This window comes from Parabacteroides gordonii MS-1 = DSM 23371, assembly GCF_000969825.1.
Taxonomy (GTDB): Bacteria; Bacteroidota; Bacteroidia; order Bacteroidales; family Tannerellaceae; genus Parabacteroides; species Parabacteroides gordonii.
On the sequence record NZ_KQ033920.1, the window covers coordinates 872000 to 893644 of the forward strand.

The window sequence follows — 21645 nt, forward strand, 5'->3', positions numbered from 1 at the left end:
TTATTGCTTTTTAATTGTATTCTCCATCTTACCAATGGCATCTACGGTTAACTCATATAATTTATCCATAGCATCCGAAGCTTGTGCCGGAGCGTAACGGGCAAACTCGCAAGTATTCAGGATATCCATAAATTCGTTTGTCAGCGTATCGTCCACACCGTATTTAGCCAACTCGGTTTCCACATTATCCTTCGTAAGATTTGCTTGCGGGATATTCAGCTTGTCACTCAGATAGCCCCACAGAGCGCGAAGAACTTCATCGTAGAACTCTTCTTTCTTGTTTTCCTTCATCAGCTTGCCAGCATTCTTCAATCTTCTGACAGCAATCTTATTGGCTTTCTTCGTTCTAACCAAAGCTATGTTAGAATTTTCTTTTACCTGTTTACGATAGATAAAGAAGAAAACAATAAACAGTATGGCTGGTACGATATAGCACATATAATACATGAACGAACCGAAGAAGATATCGTTATTAGTAACGAAGTTAAAGTCTTTCACTTTCAGGTAACGGATATCCTTACCCAGATACTTCACACTTTCCCTGTTGCTGAAATTAGATACTGCCGGAGAAGAACCACTTCCTTCCTTGCCTTGCTCTACATGCAATTTATAAGGTTCAGACTTTAATGTTTTATAAGTTCCTGACTTCGGGTCGAAATAAGAGAATGAAATAGCTGGTATTTCAAAATCTCCCGCATAACGGGGAATAGCCATGTATTCGATCGTTTTGCTTCCGCTTACTCCGGCTGTTGTAGTCTTGGTATCTGTTTCCACCTTCGGATCGAAAATATCGAAATCGTTCGGGAAAACAACTTCCGGATTCTTGATCAGTTTGATATTTCCGTTACCGGATATCTTCAGTTTGATGGTTACAGCATCATTTGTCTTTACATTTGTTGAATTGATATCCGATGTCATGGTGAAATTACCGACACCACCAGAGAATGAAGCAGGTTTACCTGACGGTAACGGTTTCACATCGATCGTAGCTGGACTCGATACCAGAGTTTTTTGTACATCATCATGCATATCCCTGAATTCATCAAAGATACTACGAATCTGCCGTTGTGTCGGGATGCGGATCAATGCGTCGAATTTACCGCTCTCAATGGTAATCTTACCCGAACGCTGCGGATAAAGAACTGTCTGCTTCATTACAACCGTGTAATAATTACGGCCATTGTAATGATCCTGCGACCATTGCGGATCGGGCTGTTCTATTTCTTGTGCAAGAAAACCTTCGAACTCTGGAAATTTGGCACCCGTTATATTACACATCCGGGCTGCATACAACTTGAATGTCACCAGAAAGCCCTCCTGCTCATATACATTCCGGTTGGAGACTTCCATTCTTACAAAATAATCATCCTTACCGATAGAAGCAGACTGACCTCCTCCGTTAGCTTCGGCAGCTTTATCCGGTGGAAGCACTTTTATGGCCAGTGCGTTCGAGGTATAATTCGCACCTTTCACTTTGATCGATGCCGGCCCGATATTGTATGTACCCTCTTTCTTCGGCATCAATATATAAGTAAATGTATAGGCGACTTCCGAAGAGACATTACCATTAATAATCTGAGTACTTGAACTGGTAGCCAAAGACGGCCCCATCAATACATCAAAATCCGGAAGTTCCGGAACACGCAAATCGCTGGCTTTCGCCTCTGCGTTTACAGTATACGCTAATCTGAATTGTTGCCCCATCACAACAGCATTCGGAGCGACTGCCTTAAAGGTCACATCGGCGGCCTTTGACATCACTCCCACTGTTAGAAAGAGAACGAATAAGAAAGCTAATCTTCTCATTATATTGTTGTTTTTTCTGTTTTCTGTATCCAAATTACCATTCTTTATCTGTCTTACGACGTTGATGTTGTTCAGCCTGTGCCTTCTTCACCTTTTCCTGGGTATTCTTTTCATCCTGCAGGAAGGCATCCAACATTTGCTGCGCATTATCCTGACTCATCTGTTCATTTTGCTGTTGTTCCTGCTGAGTCTTATCTTCCTTCTTGTCATCTTGCTGCTGCTGTTGTTGCTGTTGCTGCTGATCATCTTTGTTTTCCTGATCTTCTTTTTTATCCTGGTTCTGTTGATCCTGGTTTTGATCCTGATTCTCGTTTTGTTGGTTTTCCAGCAACTTCTGGGCTAAAGCCAGATTATAGCGCGTTTCATCATCTTTCGGATTCAGGCGTAAAGACTGCTTGAATGCTTCCACACTCTTCTGATATTCCTTTCCCTGCATACTGATATCTCCCAGGTTATGGAACACACTGGCCAGACGGGCTTTTCCCTCTTCGGTTTCCACCATCTTTTCAGCCTGCCCGGTCAACAACTGGTATTGCTCGGCAGCTTCAGGGAATTTCTTTTGTTTATATAAGGCGTTACCTAAGTTGTAAGTACCTTCAACAGAACGGGGATTTACCTCCAGGCTTTTGCGGTAAGATATTTCCGATTCGGTATATTTTTCGTCGGTGTACAACTTATTACCTTCACGTACGTTCTTACGCTCTGCTTTTTGGGCGAATACGGCTCCCGAGCAAAACAGGAGCGCTCCCATCCATATCATTGATTTTCGTATACGTCTCATCTTATCCATTGAATTAAGAGAACAATTTTACTTTTCTGAAAATACGGTTCTTCCTGTCTAATGTTAGGAAGTCGGCTATCAACAGGATCAATGCGATCCATGCCAAAGTTTGAAATTGCTCGTTATATTCGGAATACACTTTACTGTCTAACTCCGATTTATTCATCTTTTCTATTTCCGTCTGCAATGCTTTCAATGCAGAATTCGTGTTGTCGGCACGGACATACATACCATTTCCTGCTGCTGCAATCTCCTGGCACATCTGTTCGTTCAACTTGGTGATAACGACGTTACCATCTTTATCTTTCATGTAGTTATTGGCTCCTGCCACAGGAATAGGCGAACCTTTAGGATCTCCCATACCGACAATATTTACATGAATATTTTTCTCTGCTGCGGCAGCGGCTGCTTTCACGGCATCGTCTTCATGGTTCTCCCCGTCTGTTATCAGGATAATCGTTTTATCCGATGTCTCGCTGGGAGTGAATGAACGCATAGCCAGGTTGATTGCCGAACCGATAGCCGTACCTTGTGTCGAAACCATCGACGGGTTAATGGAAGAAAGGAACATCTTTGCCGAAATATAATCGGAAGTGATCGGCAATTGGGTGAAAGCATCACCCGCAAAAACGATCAGTCCCATCTTATCATCTTTAAAGCCATCTGTCAATTTCGATAACATCTGTTTAGCCTTGTCTAAGCGGTTAGGCGAGACATCTTCAGCCAACATTGAGTTTGAAACGTCCAGACAGACCATGATCTCCACTCCCTGACGTTTTACGGTTTCCAGTTTAGAACCAAACTGCGGCCCCGCAATAACAAAGATAACCATTGTAATGGCTCCGAACAATAGCCAAAACTTCAGATGCTGGCGTTTCGGAGATACCTCCGGCATCAACTCTGCCAGCAATTCGGGATTACCATATTTCTTTATTGCCTTTTTCTTCAGGATCATCGCATATACATAAAATGCAATGAGTACCGGAAGAATAAAAAGCAAGTACAAAAAGTCCGGATGTGCAAAACGAAACATAAGCCTTTATATTTACGGTATATTTCTTAACAATGTATTTCTCAATAAAATCTCAACCAGCAGCAACGCAAATAACAACAAAGCCCAGTTCTTATATTCTTCCTGTTTCTTGCTGTATTGCTGAACGCTGATCTTCGTCTTTTCCATCTTGTCGATCTCTGAATAGATCTCTTTCAGACTGGCATTATCCGTAGCACGGAAATACTGTCCGCCGGTCGTTGCTGCGATCTGCTTCAAGGTCGGTTCGTCGATATCGACATCCACGTCCTGATATTGTATACCGAATGCAGTCTGGAACGGGAATGGTGCCTTACCACGTGTTCCGACTCCGATTGCATATACACGGATACCGAATGTCTTAGCGATTTCGGCTGCCGTAACAGGTGCGATCTCTCCGGCATTGTTCACACCGTCGGTAAGCAGGATAATCACTTTCGACCGGGCCTGGCTGTCTTTAATACGGCTCACCGCATTAGCCAATCCCAGTCCGATCGCTGTTCCGTCCTGGATGATACCCGGCTGAATATCCTTGAACAGGTTCAGCAACACGGTATGGTCGGTAGTAAGCGGGCATTGTGTAAAACTTTCCGCCGCAAACACGACCAGTCCGATATTATCGTTCGGACGGCCATTGATAAAAGAAGCAGCCACATCTTTGGATGCTTCCAGACGGTTCGGCTTCAAGTCCTGTGCCAACATACTACTCGAGATATCCATCGCCATTACAATGTCGATACCTTCGGTAGAGGTGTTTTGCCAGCTATTCGTAGACTGCGGACGTGCCAGTATAATGATAAGTACAGCTACTGCCGCCATCCTCAAAACAAAAGGGACATGCCTCAGATACACCTTCCAGGAAGTCGCTCCCGGTGCATCAAATGCTTCCGAAGATGATACCTGCAAACTAGCCTGACTTTTACAGAGCTTCCAGATATACCATCCTATCATCGGGATAAGCAGCAATAACAAATACAGATATGTAGGATTTGCAAATACCATTTTATTCTTTTGTTATAGTTGAATCGTTCGTATCAGTTGCCTGTTTCTCTTCTGTTTCTGCTGTTTCAGGAGTTACAACTTCTTCTTTCTTCGTCTGATTAATGAACAGATATGCATTCGACAGACTTTGTTCATTCTCGCTGGGTAGCGGATTCATCTTCGCAAATTTCACGTAATCAGACAAATTCAATATCTGTTTCAGATTTTCGTACACTGAATCTGCTTCGTGATCTTTACGCAGAATATCCAGGATCTCGCCAGAAGTCATTTCCATCGCATTAATATTGAAACGTTCTACGATGTAACGACGCAACGTTTCAGTAACCAATGTATAATACTCCTTATTGCGACCCTGCTGCCACAGCTTCTGCTGTTTGATCTCGTCAAGTTCCTTGATAGCCTGTTCGTGAGGCGGAAGCTTTGGCTCCGGTTTCTTGAACGGGATAAGAGACTGTTTGTTACGCAGACGTTTGATAATGTATGCAATCACACAGATCAGGAAAAGAGCCAGCAATACGCCATAGATGATCGGATAATAGTCGGCCAGTACAAAAGGCGGCTTCCAGATCTCTTTGATATCGTAAAACTCTTCGGGCTTATCCACATTCACGGGAATGGTCGAAACCTTCAGCGCAATCTGGTTTGAATAAATAGTATCTACTCCGTCTATCACTTTGAACGGTGGCAAAAGATACAAGGATGAATCGAAAGAAGTAACCAGGATATCCTGCTTGATCAGCAGGCGGTCGTTTTCGATCACGGATGAATCGGCCTTCGACAGTTCCAGTACCTCTACTCCACGCATCAACGTATCGCTGGGTATCACGATCTGAACTGGCTTATCCTTGTCTGTTGTAACCGTCAAATGTAAAACAGTCTGTTCACCGATCAGAATGGCAGCAGAGTCGACCTTTACATCGATCAAAGTCCGCTGTGCAAACATCTTTCCTCCTGTCAGCAAGATCAGAAGAAGGAACAGAAAGCTTTTATTTATAAATTTCTTTTGCATGCTTAATTACGTTTATCAAAAAGAGCAATCAATGCTTTCACATAGTCATCTTCCGTACGGATAGAAACGGAGTCGACACGGCATTTCTTGAATGAGTCGCTCATTTCAGCTTGCCGGCGGTTCCACCATTCTTTATAGGCTTCGCGAACACGGGCCGAAGAACTGTCGATCCAGCGTTCCGCTCCTGTTTCCGCATCCTTCACTTTCATAAGTCCGACCGACGGAAGTTCGGTTTCACGGCGATCATACACCTGGATAGCCACCACGTCATGTTTACGGTTGGCAATGGTCAGAGCGTCTTTGAAACCACCCTTATCGATAAAGTCGGATATCAGGAAGGTCGTACAACGTTTCTTTATGGCGTTAGTCAGAAATTTCAATACCTGACTGATATCAGTCTTCGTATCCTGCGGCTTAAAGTCGATCAGTTCGCGAATGATATAAAGAATATGTTTCTTTCCCTTCTGGGGCGGAATAAATTTCTCGATCTTGTCGGAGAAGAACACCACGCCGATCTTATCGTTATTCTGTATGGCAGAAAACGCTAGTGTAGCTGCAATCTCCGTAATGACCTCTTTCTTCATTACGTTCACGGAACCAAAGTCACGACTCCCCGATACGTCAATCAGCAACATCACGGTCAGTTCGCGCTCTTCTTCGAACACCTTTATATAAGGGCGCACGTAGCGGGCGGTCACATTCCAGTCGATATCGCGGATATCGTCGCCGTATTGATACTCGCGTACTTCGCTGAAAGCCATACCACGGCCTTTAAAGGCAGAGTGGTATTGTCCTGCAAATATATTACGGGACAAGCCGCGGGTCTTTATTTCAATTCGCCGAACCTTTTTTAATAGTTCACTTGTTTCCATCGTAATCCTTTTAATTTTTTAATCACTATTCCTAACTATTCTTCCGGATGAAAAAAACATTCCTCCCGGAAGAAAATTCAATTGCATTCGGAAGGAATTTCTTTTCCTCCCGGATGGGATTAAAATTAAGGTACTTCTACCTTGTTAAGGATTTCGCTGATTACCTCTTCGGATGTCAGGTTGTTTGCTTCCGCTTCATAGCTCAAACCGATACGGTGGCGCATCACGTCGTGGCATACGGCACGGATATCTTCTGGGATCACATACCCTCTGCGTTTGATGAATGCATAAGCGCGGGCAGCCAATGCCAGGTTGATAGATGCACGGGGTGACGCTCCGAAAGAGATCATGTTCGACAGGTTAGCCAAACCATGTTCCTGCGGGAAACGGGTTGCAAACACGATGTCGACAATATAACGTTCGATCTTTTCGTCCAGATAAACTTCACGTACTACTTTACGTGCTTCCAGTATCTCGTTCTTAGTCAGGATCGGTTTAATATCCGGCTTCACTCCTGAGATGTTCTGACGAATGATCAGTTTTTCTTCTTCTTTCTTCGGATAGTTGATAATAACCTTCAGCATGAAACGGTCTACCTGTGCTTCAGGCAGCGGATAAGTACCTTCCTGCTCGATCGGGTTCTGTGTTGCCATTACCAGGAAAGGCTCCGGCAACTTATAAGTGTTCTCGCTGATTGTCACCTGACGTTCCTGCATGGCTTCCAGAAGTGCACTCTGCACCTTAGCCGGGGCACGGTTTATTTCATCCGCTAACACAAAATTAGCGAAGACCGGGCCTTGTTTTACCTGAAATTCTTCGCTTTTCTGACTATAGATCATTGTACCGATCACGTCGGCCGGCAGCAAGTCCGGGGTAAACTGTATTCGACTGTATTTTGCATCGATCAGCGAGGCCAGGGTTTTAATGGCAAGCGTCTTTGCTAACCCGGGAACCCCTTCTAGCAGGATATGCCCGTCGGAAAGCAGACCAATCATTAATGATTCCACCAAATGCTTCTGTCCAACAATTACCTGGTCCATGCCCATCGTAATCATGTTTACAAACGAACTTTTACTTTCAATTCGCTCGTTCAACTCACGAATGTCTACTGTCTGACTCATAGATTTTCTTATTTATATTGTTATTGTTTCTTGCTTGTTTTTATAGCTGCACAAAATTAGAAATGTTAAATTCGTATTCTTCACTTTTGCAGTTAAATAATACTAACCCAACAGCAACTATTTTGTTTTATTTTACTTAAAAGAGTGGAGTTTTGTTACAAATTCCCGGACAGTATTTCCGTTTGACGCGCAGCTGCTTTATCTATCGAAGCACGACTATATTTATCGATGCCATACAGAGACGGATCCGGAACCAGTATTTCAGTACCTACCGGAATGTTATTCGGGTCTTTTATCGCAGCTTTATTATAGTCATAGAGATAAACCCAGAATATCTTACTGCCATAATATTCCAGAGAGATCAGGGTCAAACGGCTACCCGTTTCTATTTTCACCTTGGCCAACACTTCAGGTGCTTTGGCAGGAACTTCCGGAGTCGCTACAGATGGTTCAGTTATAACAGTGTCTTTTATTTCTTCAATTTCAACATCGGTTTCAGTTTCTACTTCATGAAGCGTATCGACAGCAGCTGTCGCTTGATCGGGTAAAGATCTTCCGGTTAAGACAGGAGTAGGTATTTCGGGGCCTAAAAAGAAACTACGGTTGAGATACAAAAATGTACTACCTGCAACAACAATAGCCACAATACCGGCAATGACCAATCCTCTTACCCAATGAGAAGAAGAAGGTTCTTCGTCTTCAAACTGATAATCTGTATCAGAAAAATCATTTGCAGAAGAGATTTGTCCGGGTTCCTCTTTCGGTTCTTCTTCGGATATATCCTGCTCATCAACAGTTTCTTCCGGAGCAGGATCTTCTATATCAGGAGCATTCGGAACTTCTTCAGGCACGACCTCTTCGGATACGGTTTCCTCCTGTTCGACATCTTCCGGCAACTCTTCTTTTTCTGTGTCTTCAGGCACTTCCTCTGTAGATTGCAGAGATTCCACAACCTGCTCTTCTTCATTTTCGGGGATAACCTCTTCTACAGATTCATCTTCTGTTTCCTTTTCTTCCACGTCAGCAGAAACATCCAGATCTGTAAAATCGACATTTTCATTCAATTCTGTCGTTTCAAAGAATGAAAACGGTTTATTAACCAGTTCGCGCAACTCTTTATCAGGAAGAAATGAGAACTTATAATGTGCCGGTATCAGAAAGCGTTCACCTGTATTCACATGGATGCTCTCCCGTTTTTCCACCAAAATAACTTTAAAGGTACCAAGCCCTTTTACTTTAGCTATTTTATCCGTAAAAACACCTTGTGATACGATCGCAATAAACTCTCTCAGAAACTGTTCAGCACTGTTTCTGTCCTTTCCTGTACGTTCCGCTAATAAAGCAGCCAGATCTTGTATCGTCAGCCGACTATTCATTGTCGCTTAATTCTTTTAGTTTAGATTTGATAGTTGCCCCCGGCTTAAACACCGGAACCAATTTAGGGGGAACCAAATAACGTTTTCCATTTGCCGGATTTACAGAGATGCGTTCCGCTTTCTTCTTTATTTCAAACAGACCTAATCCCTGCAAGTAAATGGCATCATTATCTATCAGTTTCGAACCGACAACAGAGCCAAAAGCAGACAGCATTTCCGTTACTTCCTGTACAGTCCAGCCTAATTTTGCGGACAATTCTGTAATCAGTTCCTTGTTTTTCATACTTACTTCATCAATAGATTCAGCAGCGATATTAGTTATTTTTTTGTAAACAGACAAACTTATTAATGGTTTTTATATCAAAGAAACACTTTTCCGTAAAGGTCAAAAGCCTGTGATTCTTCGATAATTACGTTATAAAATTCTCCTGGATTTAGCGATAGTTGTTTAAAAACAACAACTTCCGGATCAACCTCCGGTGAGTCGAATTCGGTACGTCCGACATAACAATCTTCTTCTTCCCTGTCGACTATTATTTTAAAGTTTTGACCGACTTTCGCCTCATTTATTTCTGCGGAGATACCTTCCTGTATCCGCATAAGGTAATCCAAACGCTCCTGTTTTACTTCGTCGGGGACATCATCCGTATAGTTTTTGAATGAATAAGTGCCTTCTTCATGGCTATAAGCAAAAGCTCCCATACGTTCAAAACGTGCTTTCTTGACAAACTCGACAAGTTCTTCGAAATCTTCTTCCGTTTCTCCCGGATGGCCTACCATCAACGTCGTACGAAGGTGGATACCCGGAACTTCTTCACGGATACGCTCCAATAAGGCATAAGTTTCTTCTTTCGTGATATTACGGCGCATCTTTTTAAGCATGGGGTTACTGATATGCTGCAAGGCTATATCTAAATATTTGCAGACATTATCGCGCTCACGCATCACCCGCAGCAGATCATAAGGGAAATGAGACGGATAACCATAATGCAAACGGATCCATTCCACACCGGGGATATCGGAAATACGTTCGACTAATTCCGGCAAAGCGTATCTTTTATAGATATCCAGTCCGTAATAAGTCAAATCCTGTGCAATAACCTGAAACTCCTTTACTCCCTGCGCTACGAGCAAACGAACCTCCTCCTCTATCTGTTCCATCGGAATAGACTGGTAATGGCCGGTACTGATAGGAATAGCGCAATAAGAACATGTACGGTTACACCCTTCAGCAATCTTCAGAAATGCGTAATGCTTCGGAGTAGTTAACACACGGTCTGAAGCCAACTCACGGTGATAAGATTTCCCAATATCCGCAAGGAGCTCTTTCCAGTTGAATTTCCCATAGAAATGGTCAACCTCGGGTAATTCCTGCTTCATTTCTTCCAAGAAACGTTCAGTAAGACAACCCATTACATATAGCTGACCGATCTTCCCTTTTTTCTTTGCTTCGCCCAGTTCCAGAATCATATTGATCGACTCTTCCTGGGCATCACCGATAAAGCCGCAGGTATTTACCACCACGATCTCTCCGTTTATCTTATGCGGATCATGTTCTACGGTATAACCATTGGCGACAAACTGACGCATCAACTGTTCCGAGTCTACCAGATTCTTCGAACAGCCAAGCGTGATTATATCTACTTTATTTTTTCTCATACTTATTATTACAAACAAAAAGGGTGTTACAATTCCTGTAACACCCACTTTTATGTGATATGATTATTCTCCAAATAATGAATTTACAAATTCTTTTTTGTTAAATACCTGCAAATCCTCTATACCTTCACCCAGTCCGATATACTTTACCGGAATACGGAAATGATCTGAAATACCGATCACTACACCACCTTTTGCCGTTCCATCCAACTTCGTCACAGCCAGAGCATTCACTTCGGTAGCGGCAGTAAATTGTTTTGCCTGTTCAAATGCATTCTGTCCTGTCGAACCATCCAATACCAACAAAACTTCGTGGGGAGCATCAGGAATGACCTTCTTCATCACGTTCTTGATCTTGGTAAGCTCATTCATCAGGTTAATCTTATTGTGCAAACGTCCTGCCGTATCAATAATAATAACATCAGCATCATTTACCTTGGCAGAACTAAGCGTATCGAATGCTACGGAAGCAGGATCGGAACCCATTTTCTGTTTTACGATAGGAACACCTACACGTTCGCTCCAAATCACCAACTGTTCCACAGCGGCTGCACGGAATGTATCGGCGGCACCCAGATAAACGCTCTTACCGGCTTTCTTGAACTGGTAAGCCAATTTCCCGATCGTAGTTGTTTTGCCAACCCCGTTTACACCGACAACCATGATAACATACGGCTTCTTATCTTCCGGTACAGTAAAGCTTTCAGCATCTTCCGTATTATTTTCAGTCAGTAAAGTTGCGATCTCATCACGCAACAACGTTGTAAGTTCCTGAGTAGTGACATACTTATCCCGGGCCACACGCTTTTCGATACGTTCAATGATCTTCAACGTAGTATCTACACCGACATCGGAAGTGATAAGTACCTCTTCCAGATTATCCAATACTTCATCATCGACCTTGCTCTTTCCTGCAATAGCCCTGGTGAGTTTAGAAAATACAGTTTCTTTTGTCTTAGATAACCCTTTGTCTAAAGTTTCTTTCTTTTCTTTACTGAAAAAGCTAAAAATACCCATATATTAATTCGCTTAATTTATTTCTGCTTAGAATGAGACCGCTAAGTTACAACTTTTTTAGTTGACAGCCGACAGTTGACTACGGAAAGTTGTTCATTTAACTGTTTCTTCCTTTATAATCTTCGTAACCGAACGTCCGGTAAATCACCAATTCATCGTCTTTACTCCAAAGAGCCAGTGCCGGATGCGGTATACCGTTGAACATCGAAGTCTTCACGATGGTATAATGGATCATATCTTCAAAGATGATCTTATCCCCTACTTTCAAAGGCTCGTCAAACGACCAGTCTCCCATATAGTCCCCACTCAGACAACTGTTTCCTCCAATACGGTAAGTCGGCTTTCCTTCCACCTTATCAGTTGCATGACGAATAACCGGTTTATAAGGCATTTCAAGGCAATCTGGCATATGACAGGTAAAAGAAGCATCTATAATCGCTGTCTTTATACCGTGATTTTCTACGATATCCACCACTGTTGTCAATAAAAATCCGGTCTGCCAGGCGAAAGCACTTCCAGGCTCCATAATAAGCTCTAGATTAGGGTACTTAGCCTTAAATGATTGAAGTAATGATATCAGATGTTCCGTGTCATAATCTTTGCGTGTCATTAAATGACCACCTCCCATATTCAGCCACTTGATATGCGGTAGAAAGCGCCCGAAACGTTTTTCTACTTCAGATAATGTTTTCTCCAGATCATACGATGTCGATTCGCACAACGTATGGAAATGCAATCCTTCCACACCTTCCGGCAATTTATCACCCAACAGGTCTGCAATGATCCCCATCCGCGAACCGGGAGCACAGGGGTTATACAAGTCAGTCTCCACATCCGAATATTCAGGATTGATACGCAAGCCACAGGATATGCGGTTACCGTCAGCCTTCACCATCGAATAGAATCGTTCAAACTGCGATAATGAATTAAACGTAATATGACTGCTGTATTTCAATATGGCAGGAAAATCAGCCTCTGTATAAGCCGGTGAATAAGTATGTGCCGGACTTCCCATTTCCTCAAAAGCCAACTGTGCTTCAAACTTCGAACTGGCAGTTGAATATGGGATATATTCGCGAACGATAGGAAAAGATTTCCATAAAGCAAAAGCTTTAAAAGCAAGAATAATATTCACCCCTGCCCGCTCCTTCACACTTTTAATAAGCGCCAGATTATTACGGAGCAGCTTCTCTTCCATCACATAGCACGGAGATGGTATTACGTTGAAATCGATCATTTAGCTATATCTTTCTTAAAAAATTAAGGTACAAAGATAATAACTAAACTCGTTCGTGACAGGTCGACAGGGAGAAATTTATTATTTCACTCTATAATCGTCAACCGTGCAAACTTCAGCAACAACTGTTTTTGTCCGAAATGGGTAAATGAAACGGTTGCTTTTGCATTTCCTCCATCGCCCTCAATAGCTACTACTTCGCCTTCTCCGAAACGATCGTGACGAACCTTGGCACCCACACGCAAACCGGAAAGGTCTGAAGCCGGAGCAGAAGAAGCCATCGGTGTTGAAGTTGCCGTTTCCACCTTCGTCAAGCGTTGACGCTGAGCAGCTTGGGCAACAGGAGAAACAAAGGTAGCCTCCTCCTTCTCCATCGCACGCGGTTGCTGGAAAGGAGATGTAAACGCCGGACGTTGAAAACGTTCGCGGGCAGCAGCAAAGGTATCGGCTGACGAATCGGCCGGAAGATCCAGAAACTGCACATCGATATCTTTCAGGAAACGACTGGGCGAACACATCGCACTCTGCCCGTTCCTGAAACGGCTCTTGGCATAAGTCAACACACAATTCTCCTCAGCACGCGTAATCGCCACATAAAACAAACGACGTTCCTCTTCTACCGCACGCGGATTATCCTTCGACATTTGCGACGGGAACAGGTCTTCTTCCAGTCCGACCACAAACACATTCCTGAACTCCAACCCCTTCGCAGCATGTACAGTCATCATCGTCACCTTATTAGCCTGCTCGTCTTTATCATTATCCTGGTCAGTCAGTAAAGATACTTCAGAAAGGAAATCAGCCAATGAGACCTGCTCCACTCCCTCTTCACGGCGAAGCTCACAGAACTCGGCTATCCCTTTCAACAACTCCTGCAAGTTCTCCTGCTTACTGATACCTTCTACCGAACGATCCTGAAAAAGTGTACTTACAAGACCACTCTCTTTCACCACAATAGCCGCCAGTTCTTCTGCAGACAAACGGATATTCTGTTCCATAAAACGTTCCATCATTTCACGAAAATCCGTCAGCTTCTTAGCCGTTCCGCTATTGATAGGCAACGCATAATCGATCGGGGCATTCAATACCGTCCACAAACTTACATTATTCTCCGTAGCGGCACTGATCAGTTTGCCGACAGTCGTATCACCGATTCCACGCGACGGATAGTTGATGACACGCTTAAAAGCTTCCTCGTCATGCGGATTCACAATCAGGCGAAAATATGATATAATATCCTTTATCTCCTTACGCTGATAGAAAGACAAACCACCGTATATCTTGTAAGGAATTCCCCTTTTACGCAAGGCTTCCTCCAAAATACGTGACTGTGCATTCGTCCGGTATAAAATAGCAAAATCCGCATAATCATAATCCCTGCGCAACCGCATATCATTGATAGCAGAAGCAACCGCATATCCTTCCTCATAATCCGAGTAAGAAGCAAATACCCGCACCTTACTACCTTCCTCCTTCTCCGAATAAACATTTTTCTGTATTTGCTCCTTATTCTTATGGATCAGGCTATTTGCCGCATTTACAATATTTTGTGTAGAACGGTAGTTACGTTCCAATTTGAAGATACGGCATCCCGGATATTGATTCTTGAATTGCAGGATATTATCGATATTAGCCCCGCGAAAAGAATAGATACTTTGCGCATCATCTCCCACTACACAGATACGACGATGTTGTTCGCATAGTTTCTGAACAATCAAATGCTGGGCGAAGTTCGTATCCTGATACTCGTCAACCAATACGAACTGGAAGAAGCCACGGTATTTCTCCAACACCTGCGGATGATCACGGAACAGGATATTCGTCTGAAGCAGTAAATCATCGAAATCCATTGCTCCGGCCTGCTGGCACCGGTTCTGATACCGTTTATATATTTCACGCAACAAGGGCACTTTCGAGTCAATATCATGCTGCATCAGTTCCTTGCTTTGCTCGTAAGCTTTCCAGGTCACCAATGCATTTTTGGCATTTGAGATACGGCTCTGTACCATACCGGGACGATACACTTTGTCATCCAGCTGCATCTCTTTCATGATCGCTTTCAACAGGCTTTTTGAATCTGTCGTATCATAAATCGTAAAATTAGAAGGATACCCGATATGTTCAGCTTCATAACGCAGGATACGTGAAAAGATCGAGTGGAAAGTCCCCATCCACAAACGTCGGGCAGTCTGTTCACCGGTAATCGCTGCAATACGTTCTTTCATCTCACGGGCAGCCTTATTGGTGAAGGTGAGCGCCAGGATGCTTTGAGGTGCCAGCCCCAGATGTACTAAATAAGCAATTTTATAAGTAAGCACTCTGGTCTTACCGGAACCGGCACCGGCGATCACCAGTGACGGCCCTTCATTATATACCACAGCTTCACGCTGACTTTCATTCAGTTGATTCAGATATTCTTCCACGTACCTTTTCTTTTAGGAACACAAAGGTACTAATTTTTATTTATCCGGTTTCATCAAATCATCATTCGTGCAAATCGATACAATTCTGTAAGTCCGGATCACAATAATTTCTTATCTTCGGGCGTTAATAAAAGAAAAACGATGAACACACGGTTAGCAGCAAATCTATCGGTACTCTTTACAGCCTGCATGCTTGTACTCTCATTCAGTTTCGGCTTTCATAATTACTCAGTGACACAGAAAGCAATCGTTTCGGATCTGAACCAGGCATTACAGCAAACCATCATGCAGAATTCCGGACAATGGATGAATCAGGATACACTCAAGACCTATTCGCGCCTGTCCGCCCTTTTCGGAAATCCGGTTTCCATCGAAAGCTATAATAAAGATTTTGCCGAAGCACTGAAGTTCGAACAATTAAAAGACAAAAGTGGTATCATCATACATGTAAAAAATAAGAAATCCATAGGTAAACCCGTTGCAGACACAACACCGGGAAAAGATCAAACCCAAAATTACCTGGCAAGCGATACCGTTATCTGGTTAAGCGCCAATTCGAATCTCCCCGAATCATCCCAGGAAGATCTGGGAATATCTTTCCAGGGATATGTAAATTATTCCACATCCGACGTATTGGCACTGACTGACAAAAAGGCTCCCCTCCTGCTCCTGATAGCTGCTTTCATAGCCGGTTGCCTTTCATGGGTTTTGATGAGACGCAAACAGGCTGAGACTCCTGTACAAAAAGAAAACCTTATCGCTTTCGGAAATCTTACTTTCTCGTGCGATAAGGCTTATTTCTTTAAAGAAGACCAGGAAAAATTGAGACTGACCCCGCAACAGTATAAAGTAATGGAAATGTTTTTCCTTTCTTCCTCCCATGTGCTGGCCAGAACAGATATCTGCGACGCATTATGGCCAGGCAAGGAGAATGCCGACGAAACACTGAACACGCTGATACGCCGTCTCCGTCCGCTTATCGAGGATAACAGCAACCTGAAGATAACGACAGACCGGGGACGGGCTTATCAACTGGAGATCAAAGAACCGGTGACAGAAGTATATACTCAGACAGCATAAACGAAGATCTATTTTAATACACGTGCTATCCTGTTCAATCCTTCGATCAGTAGTTGCCGCGGGCAAGCTATATTGATACGTATGAAACCATCTCCGGCTTCACCATACATACTACCTTCGTTTACCCAAAGCATCTCTTTCTCAAGCAGCATCTTTACAATCTCTTCCGACGACTGTTTCAAAACAGAGCAATCCACCCAAACCAGATAAGTACCCTCCAATGCCAAAACCGGGAACTGAGGAAGCTGTTCCTCGAAAAATCTCTTCAGATAATTATAATTTCCCAGCAGATACTGCCTGAGTTCTTCCAGCCATTCTTCCCCCTCATTATAGGCAGCGATCAAGGCCTCTACAGCAAAAGGATTGATCTCGCAAACCTCGTTTACGTTGAGTGCCTTGTCTATTTTCTTCCTGACAGCCGGATTTGCAGCAAAAATATTGGCAACCTGCAGGCCTGCCAGGTTAAATGCTTTGCTGGGCGACGTACAAGTCACGGAAGAATGAAGGAAATCTTCGGAAATGGAAGCAAACGGAATATACTGATGACCGGGATAAACCAGTTCACAATGTATTTCGTCCGCCACAACAAAGACATCATTCTTAAGGCAGATTTCACCGATACGGGTCAATTCCCGCCTCGTCCATACCCTTCCTGCCGGGTTATGCGGATTACACAACAATAGTAATTTTACCCGGGGATCAGCCGCTTTCTTTTCCAGATCGTCAAAATCGATAGAATAGGCTCCATTCCGATAGATTAGCGGATTAGCAACCATTTCACATTCATCGTTGCGGATAGAAGAAAAGAAACAATTATACACAGGAGTCTGTACCAGAACCTTATCCCCCGGATGAGTCAACGCTTTGATAATGGCGGACAAGGCCGGAACCACTCCGGTAGTAAAAAGTACCCAGTCTTTCTCTACCCTCCAACTATGCCGGCGTTTGAACCAATCCCCTATAGCATCGTAATAAGCCGTAGGAACTTTCACATAGCCGAAAATACCATGTTCCACCCGTTTCCTTAATGCTTCAACCACAGCGGGAGCCGTACGGAAATCCATATCAGCCACCCACATAGGCAAAACATCCTCACTTCCCGCACTATCCCATTTATAGGAATTGCTTCCGCGACGCGGTACTAATTCATCAAAATTGTATTTCATTAATTGAAACAAGTTCTCGTATCCCACAATCTGATCTCACAATCCCCCGGAGTCTTACAATTCTCGTCGAAGATAATATCCCCATAACTTTCTGCAATAATCAAACCGCCACTGGGGTTCTTCACACTATGAACCGGCCCGTCGATCCGCGCCTGCAGCGTGCTGTATTCAAAGCACAGATCAGCATCCTCGCCCATCGTACAATTTACCATTACCAGATCTTTTGCATAACAAAGAGGTTGTGTACCGGAAATCTTACAATTGACAAGCCGCAGATTTTTTGAATGCCAGCCCAGATATTCACCATCCAATGTCGAGTTATAGACCGTTACATTTTCCGTATTCCAGAAAGCATCTTTCGAATGGATTTCAGCATTATGAATTTCCACATTCTTGCAGTACTGGAAAGAGTAATTACCTCTCAGTATAAAATCTTCGATATGGATATCGGCACCGTGAATAAACAAATAATCGCCTTTATCGACAGTCACATTTTTCATTTCTACATTTTTACAATGCCAGAGCGTTTCCTGCGCATTCGGCAATTGTACGTTTTCCAGTTTTATCCCATCCATTTCGCGGAACATCTTCGGTGCTTCTACTAACGTATCCTTCATATACAGGTTCTTGGAATACCAAAGAGCTGCACGCGCACCTTCGGTAAACATACAGTTCTTCACCACAAAGCTATCGTTATGCCAGAAAGGATATTTTCCTTCAAACCGGCAGTTTACAGCTTCTATGTTCCTACACTCTTTCAAAGCAGACTCTCCCGGATAAATTGTAACATCTTCCAACTGCAGGTCACGCGTGGCAAACAACGGACGTTCGCCTTCATAAGATTTATTCCTGATTAATTCCATATTCGATCATTTATTCGTTTTTATTGTAATTCAAAAGTCACCGTCACATTTCCTGAACCCACGGCTGCATTAAGCCCTGACACATCGTTAATACGTCCGAGCCGGCTATAGCTGTAGGAAGTAGAGAAGGTCTTATAAAAAAGTACCACTGTATTGCTCCCCCATAACATCAAGTCGCCGTTTTGTATAGTACCGGGACTGGATGCAGCTGTAGGCAGGTTACCCGGCAAATTGTAGTACTTCTCGTTCCCGTTCATTTCATTCATGTTGACCGTCATCGGCAATAAAGCTTTGAATGCGGTAGCCGTCGGATTATCGGAAAGAGTGGCTGTGAATGTAGATGAACCGATCTTAATCTTCATTGTGTTGCTCATAGGATTATCGTTATTGTCATCGTTGTCGTCGTCACCGGGAGTATCTGTTTGCCCCGAAACATCCGTATCGGGCAGTTCTATCGGACCATCTGTATCACAAGATGCAAAACAGAAGGTAAAAGATAAAAGCGAGAATAGTACGATTAATGAATGTTTCATATCCTTCTTTTTTTAATGATTTGCTTTTCTATATTTCCACATTGCAAATGTACGGTAGGAAAAACACATCTTTTGTAGACGGATTACTGGTATAATTACCCAAATTACAGGAATTAAAGATAGACATTTGGCTTTGTGGTCCAAGCCGAATGAAAGAGGATAGTAATGTGGATTTTGTAAAATGCGATAGATATAACGATAATATAGTATTAAATTCAAGGTTATGAAAGATTTAAACTCTTAAATCTCTGATACAGCATATAAAGGATAAACCCGAATTTTCTCATAAGTCGAATAAGGCTCAAGAGCACATCTGATTCCATAGGACGCTCCTTTTTTCTCTAAAAACAAATATAAGCTCTGCATGGATCCTCGCTTACCGGCTTTTACTTCCAGAGGAATAATATCTCCATGTCGTATTATCACATAATCGACTTCAGCCTGTGATTTAGGCTCCTCTCGCTGCCAATAATACAAACGCTGCCATTCATAAGGGTTGTCATATTTTAAAAGTTCCAGGCCAACAAACATTTCTGCCAGGCTTCCCTTATTAACAAATTCCATTGGTTCTGAAAGTAAAAAATCCTCCACTTTCAAATAATGTAAACGTAACAACAAAGCCGTATCCAGAAAAATAAACTTTCGGAATTTTTCATTTGCATCCGCCCCTAAAGGCTGTCCGTTTGCAGAAGTATGTGTAACGGGTATGATAACACCAGCCATTGTTAAAAGCAGCAAAGCCTCTTTTACCTGTCGTGAATCATAATTCGCAACACTTGCATACTTGAACTTCGCACAAACATTCGCCGCTATGACATTCATTACATTGCGGAGTAACTGGGGATCGACTTTCGATCCGTACTTTGAAAAATCATCCATATAGGACTGCACAATATCATTATGCACATCCCTGCATTCCTGGTAATTATGAGTCTGACACCATAGACTTACTGCCGCCGGCATCCCTCCGACCAAATGAAAATAACGAATCTGCTCTACCAGCTTATCATGTAAAGGTTCTGTCAAAGGATTTTCCGGAGATGCATTTTTCTTTGCCTCTAAAAGCCCTGTCAAATTCTGCGCTTCCAAAAACTCATTAAATGAAAACGGATACATAAATAATGATCGAATCCTCCCAACCCCAAACGATTGCAAATCTTTCAGGGCAAACTCCAACAGTGAACCTGCAGCAATAACATGTAATTGCTGATAATCTTCATAAAAAAAACGTAAAGAACTGATAGCCTCTTTACTCCCTTGTATTTCATCAATAAACAAAAGTGTTTCACCCGGTATAATAGGGGTAGATACCAGAACAGACAAATCCCTGCAAATTCTTTGTGGAGACAGATCTCCTTCAAATATCTTTTTGAGGTTCTTATCCCTTTCCAGATTCAATTCGACAAAATACTTAAATGATTTAGCCAAATGCCTCACAGCCGAAGATTTTCCCACCTGCCTTGCCCCCCTGATCAGAAGAGGTTTATGCCTCCGGTCTTCCTTCCATTTCAGAAGCTCCTTATCTATGGTACGTGGTATATATACATTATCATTTGTCATAATTCCGAATTTAAACTGGTTTTCAATGACAAAGATAGTATTTTGCAGAAAATTCGCACCATAAAAACGATCTTTTTGCAGAAAAATCAGATCATAGAATTCGTATTTTTGTAATAAATACAGACCATAAAAATATGACTAGGACAACAAACATTACAAAAACTCAAACTCTAACGTTTTGGCCAGCCCTTCTCCTAAGGTATAAGGAGCTTTAAAACCGGAGGTATGCATTTTTGTGGCATCGAATTGAGTCGTAGCACAAAATTTCTTTACACGGATGGAACTGATTGACAACTTTTTCCGGGAGACAAAAGCCAAACAATCAAAACAATACCCTCCCAGCATACCTAACCAATAAGGGAAATGAGTTGTCGGTATATGCTTCTTCAAAACCTCACTGACATGTCCAACCAGTTCATTCATTGTGAAATCCGGCTGATCGACATAATTATAGACATTATATCCCTCTCCTTTTTCCTCGACAAGAAACTTTATAAAAGCAACGATATTCCCCACATATGCCATAGATTTTTTATTATTCCCATTCCCCACCATCAGGAACTTTCCACTGGCTATTTGCCGTAACAGATTGTATACATTTCCTCTGTTACGCTCGCCAAATATGACCGTCGGGCGAATTATGTTAATATTCCAATCGGGATGCGACCGGTACCATTCCTGTAACACCTGTTCCGCCTGCCACTTGCTATTACCATAATGGTTAAACGGATCAGCTGGATGATTTTCGTCCGGATTCTTTTTATTTAAACCGTAAACAGCCACCGAACTTGTAAAAACAATCCGTTTAACACCGTTTGCTTCCATCGCTTTCAATGTATTCCGCATTCCCCCTACGTTTACATCCTGATAGAGAGATACTGGTGTGACATCATCCCGATGCTCTGCCGCCAGCAAAACAACAACATCCGTTCCTGCCAGTAAAGAAACCAGTTTCTTTTTATCCAGTACATTTGCTATCGAGGTAATTTCCGGATAAAATAAACTCTGTTGTTTATCTATATTCTGCAACGAATAAAGTGTCGGTTTAAGAAGTTCAATCAACCGGGAACCAACAAACCCGGAAGCTCCGATAAGTGTGATCTTCATTTT

19 protein-coding genes are annotated in these 21645 nt (G+C 42.8%); 1 reads left to right on the forward strand and 18 read right to left on the reverse strand.

Annotated features, from left to right (window positions below; translation table 11 throughout):
• The 13 genes from HMPREF1536_RS20610 to HMPREF1536_RS20670 form a co-directional block, all read right to left on the reverse strand.
• The gene (locus HMPREF1536_RS20610; RefSeq protein WP_028729264.1) at window positions 1-1806 is read right to left on the reverse strand and encodes a BatD family protein; all 1806 of its coding nucleotides are present in this window, start codon (window positions 1804-1806) and stop codon (window positions 1-3) included.
• A gap of 34 nt (window positions 1807-1840) precedes the next feature.
• Window positions 1841-2587 carry a tetratricopeptide repeat protein gene (locus HMPREF1536_RS20615; RefSeq protein ID WP_028729263.1) on the reverse strand — a complete coding sequence of 249 codons (747 nt, stop codon included), beginning with the start codon at window positions 2585-2587 and terminating at the stop codon, window positions 1841-1843.
• A 13-nt stretch (window positions 2588-2600) separates the two neighbouring features.
• Window positions 2601-3620 carry a vWA domain-containing protein gene (locus tag HMPREF1536_RS20620; protein WP_028729262.1) on the reverse strand — a complete coding sequence of 340 codons (1020 nt, stop codon included), beginning with the start codon at window positions 3618-3620 and terminating at the stop codon, window positions 2601-2603.
• Between the two features lie 12 nt (window positions 3621-3632).
• Window positions 3633-4619, reverse strand: a complete 987-nt coding sequence (locus HMPREF1536_RS20625; RefSeq protein ID WP_028729261.1) for a vWA domain-containing protein — start codon at window positions 4617-4619, stop codon at window positions 3633-3635.
• A 1-nt stretch (window position 4620) separates the two neighbouring features.
• Window positions 4621-5628 (reverse strand): hypothetical protein, encoded by a 1008-nt coding sequence (locus tag HMPREF1536_RS20630; protein ID WP_028729260.1) that lies wholly within the window; start codon window positions 5626-5628, stop codon window positions 4621-4623.
• Between the two features lie 2 nt (window positions 5629-5630).
• The gene (locus HMPREF1536_RS20635) at window positions 5631-6500 is read right to left on the reverse strand and encodes a DUF58 domain-containing protein (protein WP_028729259.1); all 870 of its coding nucleotides are present in this window, start codon (window positions 6498-6500) and stop codon (window positions 5631-5633) included.
• Between the two features lie 125 nt (window positions 6501-6625).
• Entirely contained in the window at window positions 6626-7621 is a 996-nt protein-coding gene (locus HMPREF1536_RS20640; protein WP_028729258.1) for an AAA family ATPase, read from the reverse strand.
• A gap of 155 nt (window positions 7622-7776) precedes the next feature.
• Window positions 7777-8997 (reverse strand): HU family DNA-binding protein, encoded by a 1221-nt coding sequence (locus HMPREF1536_RS20645; RefSeq protein WP_028729257.1) that lies wholly within the window; start codon window positions 8995-8997, stop codon window positions 7777-7779.
• The gene (locus HMPREF1536_RS20650; protein WP_028729256.1) at window positions 8990-9280 is read right to left on the reverse strand and encodes an HU family DNA-binding protein; all 291 of its coding nucleotides are present in this window, start codon (window positions 9278-9280) and stop codon (window positions 8990-8992) included. The genes HMPREF1536_RS20645 and HMPREF1536_RS20650 overlap by 8 nt, the downstream gene beginning before the upstream one ends.
• 77 nt (window positions 9281-9357) lie before the next feature.
• Window positions 9358-10656, reverse strand: coding sequence for a 30S ribosomal protein S12 methylthiotransferase RimO (gene rimO, locus HMPREF1536_RS20655; protein WP_028729255.1), 1299 nt, complete (start codon window positions 10654-10656; stop codon window positions 9358-9360).
• A 63-nt stretch (window positions 10657-10719) separates the two neighbouring features.
• Complete coding sequence (gene ftsY / locus HMPREF1536_RS20660; RefSeq protein WP_028729254.1) at window positions 10720-11673, reverse strand: signal recognition particle-docking protein FtsY; 954 nt, start codon at window positions 11671-11673, stop codon at window positions 10720-10722.
• Between the two features lie 97 nt (window positions 11674-11770).
• Window positions 11771-12910 carry a carboxynorspermidine decarboxylase gene (gene nspC / locus HMPREF1536_RS20665; RefSeq protein WP_028729253.1) on the reverse strand — a complete coding sequence of 380 codons (1140 nt, stop codon included), beginning with the start codon at window positions 12908-12910 and terminating at the stop codon, window positions 11771-11773.
• An 86-nt stretch (window positions 12911-12996) separates the two neighbouring features.
• On the reverse strand, window positions 12997-15333 hold the full coding sequence (locus HMPREF1536_RS20670) for an ATP-dependent helicase (RefSeq protein ID WP_028729252.1): 2337 nt from the start codon (window positions 15331-15333) through the stop codon (window positions 12997-12999).
• A gap of 141 nt (window positions 15334-15474) precedes the next feature.
• On the opposite strand from HMPREF1536_RS20670, the gene HMPREF1536_RS20675 reads away from it, so the two are divergent.
• Window positions 15475-16413: a helix-turn-helix domain-containing protein gene (locus HMPREF1536_RS20675; protein ID WP_028729251.1), complete on the forward strand. Its 939-nt coding sequence runs from the start codon at window positions 15475-15477 to the stop codon at window positions 16411-16413.
• 8 nt (window positions 16414-16421) lie between these two features.
• Here HMPREF1536_RS20675 and HMPREF1536_RS20680 read toward each other — a convergent pair whose 3' ends face one another.
• The 5 genes from HMPREF1536_RS20680 to HMPREF1536_RS20700 all read right to left on the reverse strand — a co-directional run bounded on the left by HMPREF1536_RS20680 (window position 16422) and on the right by HMPREF1536_RS20700 (window position 21642).
• Window positions 16422-17579, reverse strand: coding sequence for a MalY/PatB family protein (locus HMPREF1536_RS20680; protein ID WP_028729250.1), 1158 nt, complete (start codon window positions 17577-17579; stop codon window positions 16422-16424).
• Window positions 17579-18442 (reverse strand): DUF3737 family protein, encoded by an 864-nt coding sequence (locus HMPREF1536_RS20685; RefSeq protein WP_028729249.1) that lies wholly within the window; start codon window positions 18440-18442, stop codon window positions 17579-17581. Before HMPREF1536_RS20685 ends, HMPREF1536_RS20680 begins: the two co-directional genes overlap by 1 nt.
• A gap of 20 nt (window positions 18443-18462) precedes the next feature.
• On the reverse strand, window positions 18463-18975 hold the full coding sequence (locus HMPREF1536_RS20690; protein WP_028729248.1) for a cyclophilin-like fold protein: 513 nt from the start codon (window positions 18973-18975) through the stop codon (window positions 18463-18465).
• A gap of 240 nt (window positions 18976-19215) precedes the next feature.
• Window positions 19216-20535 carry an ATP-binding protein gene (locus HMPREF1536_RS20695; protein ID WP_044193136.1) on the reverse strand — a complete coding sequence of 440 codons (1320 nt, stop codon included), beginning with the start codon at window positions 20533-20535 and terminating at the stop codon, window positions 19216-19218.
• A 153-nt stretch (window positions 20536-20688) separates the two neighbouring features.
• Complete coding sequence (locus tag HMPREF1536_RS20700) at window positions 20689-21642, reverse strand: NAD-dependent epimerase/dehydratase family protein (RefSeq protein WP_028729246.1); 954 nt, start codon at window positions 21640-21642, stop codon at window positions 20689-20691.
• Between the last annotated feature and the right edge of the window lie 3 nt (window positions 21643-21645).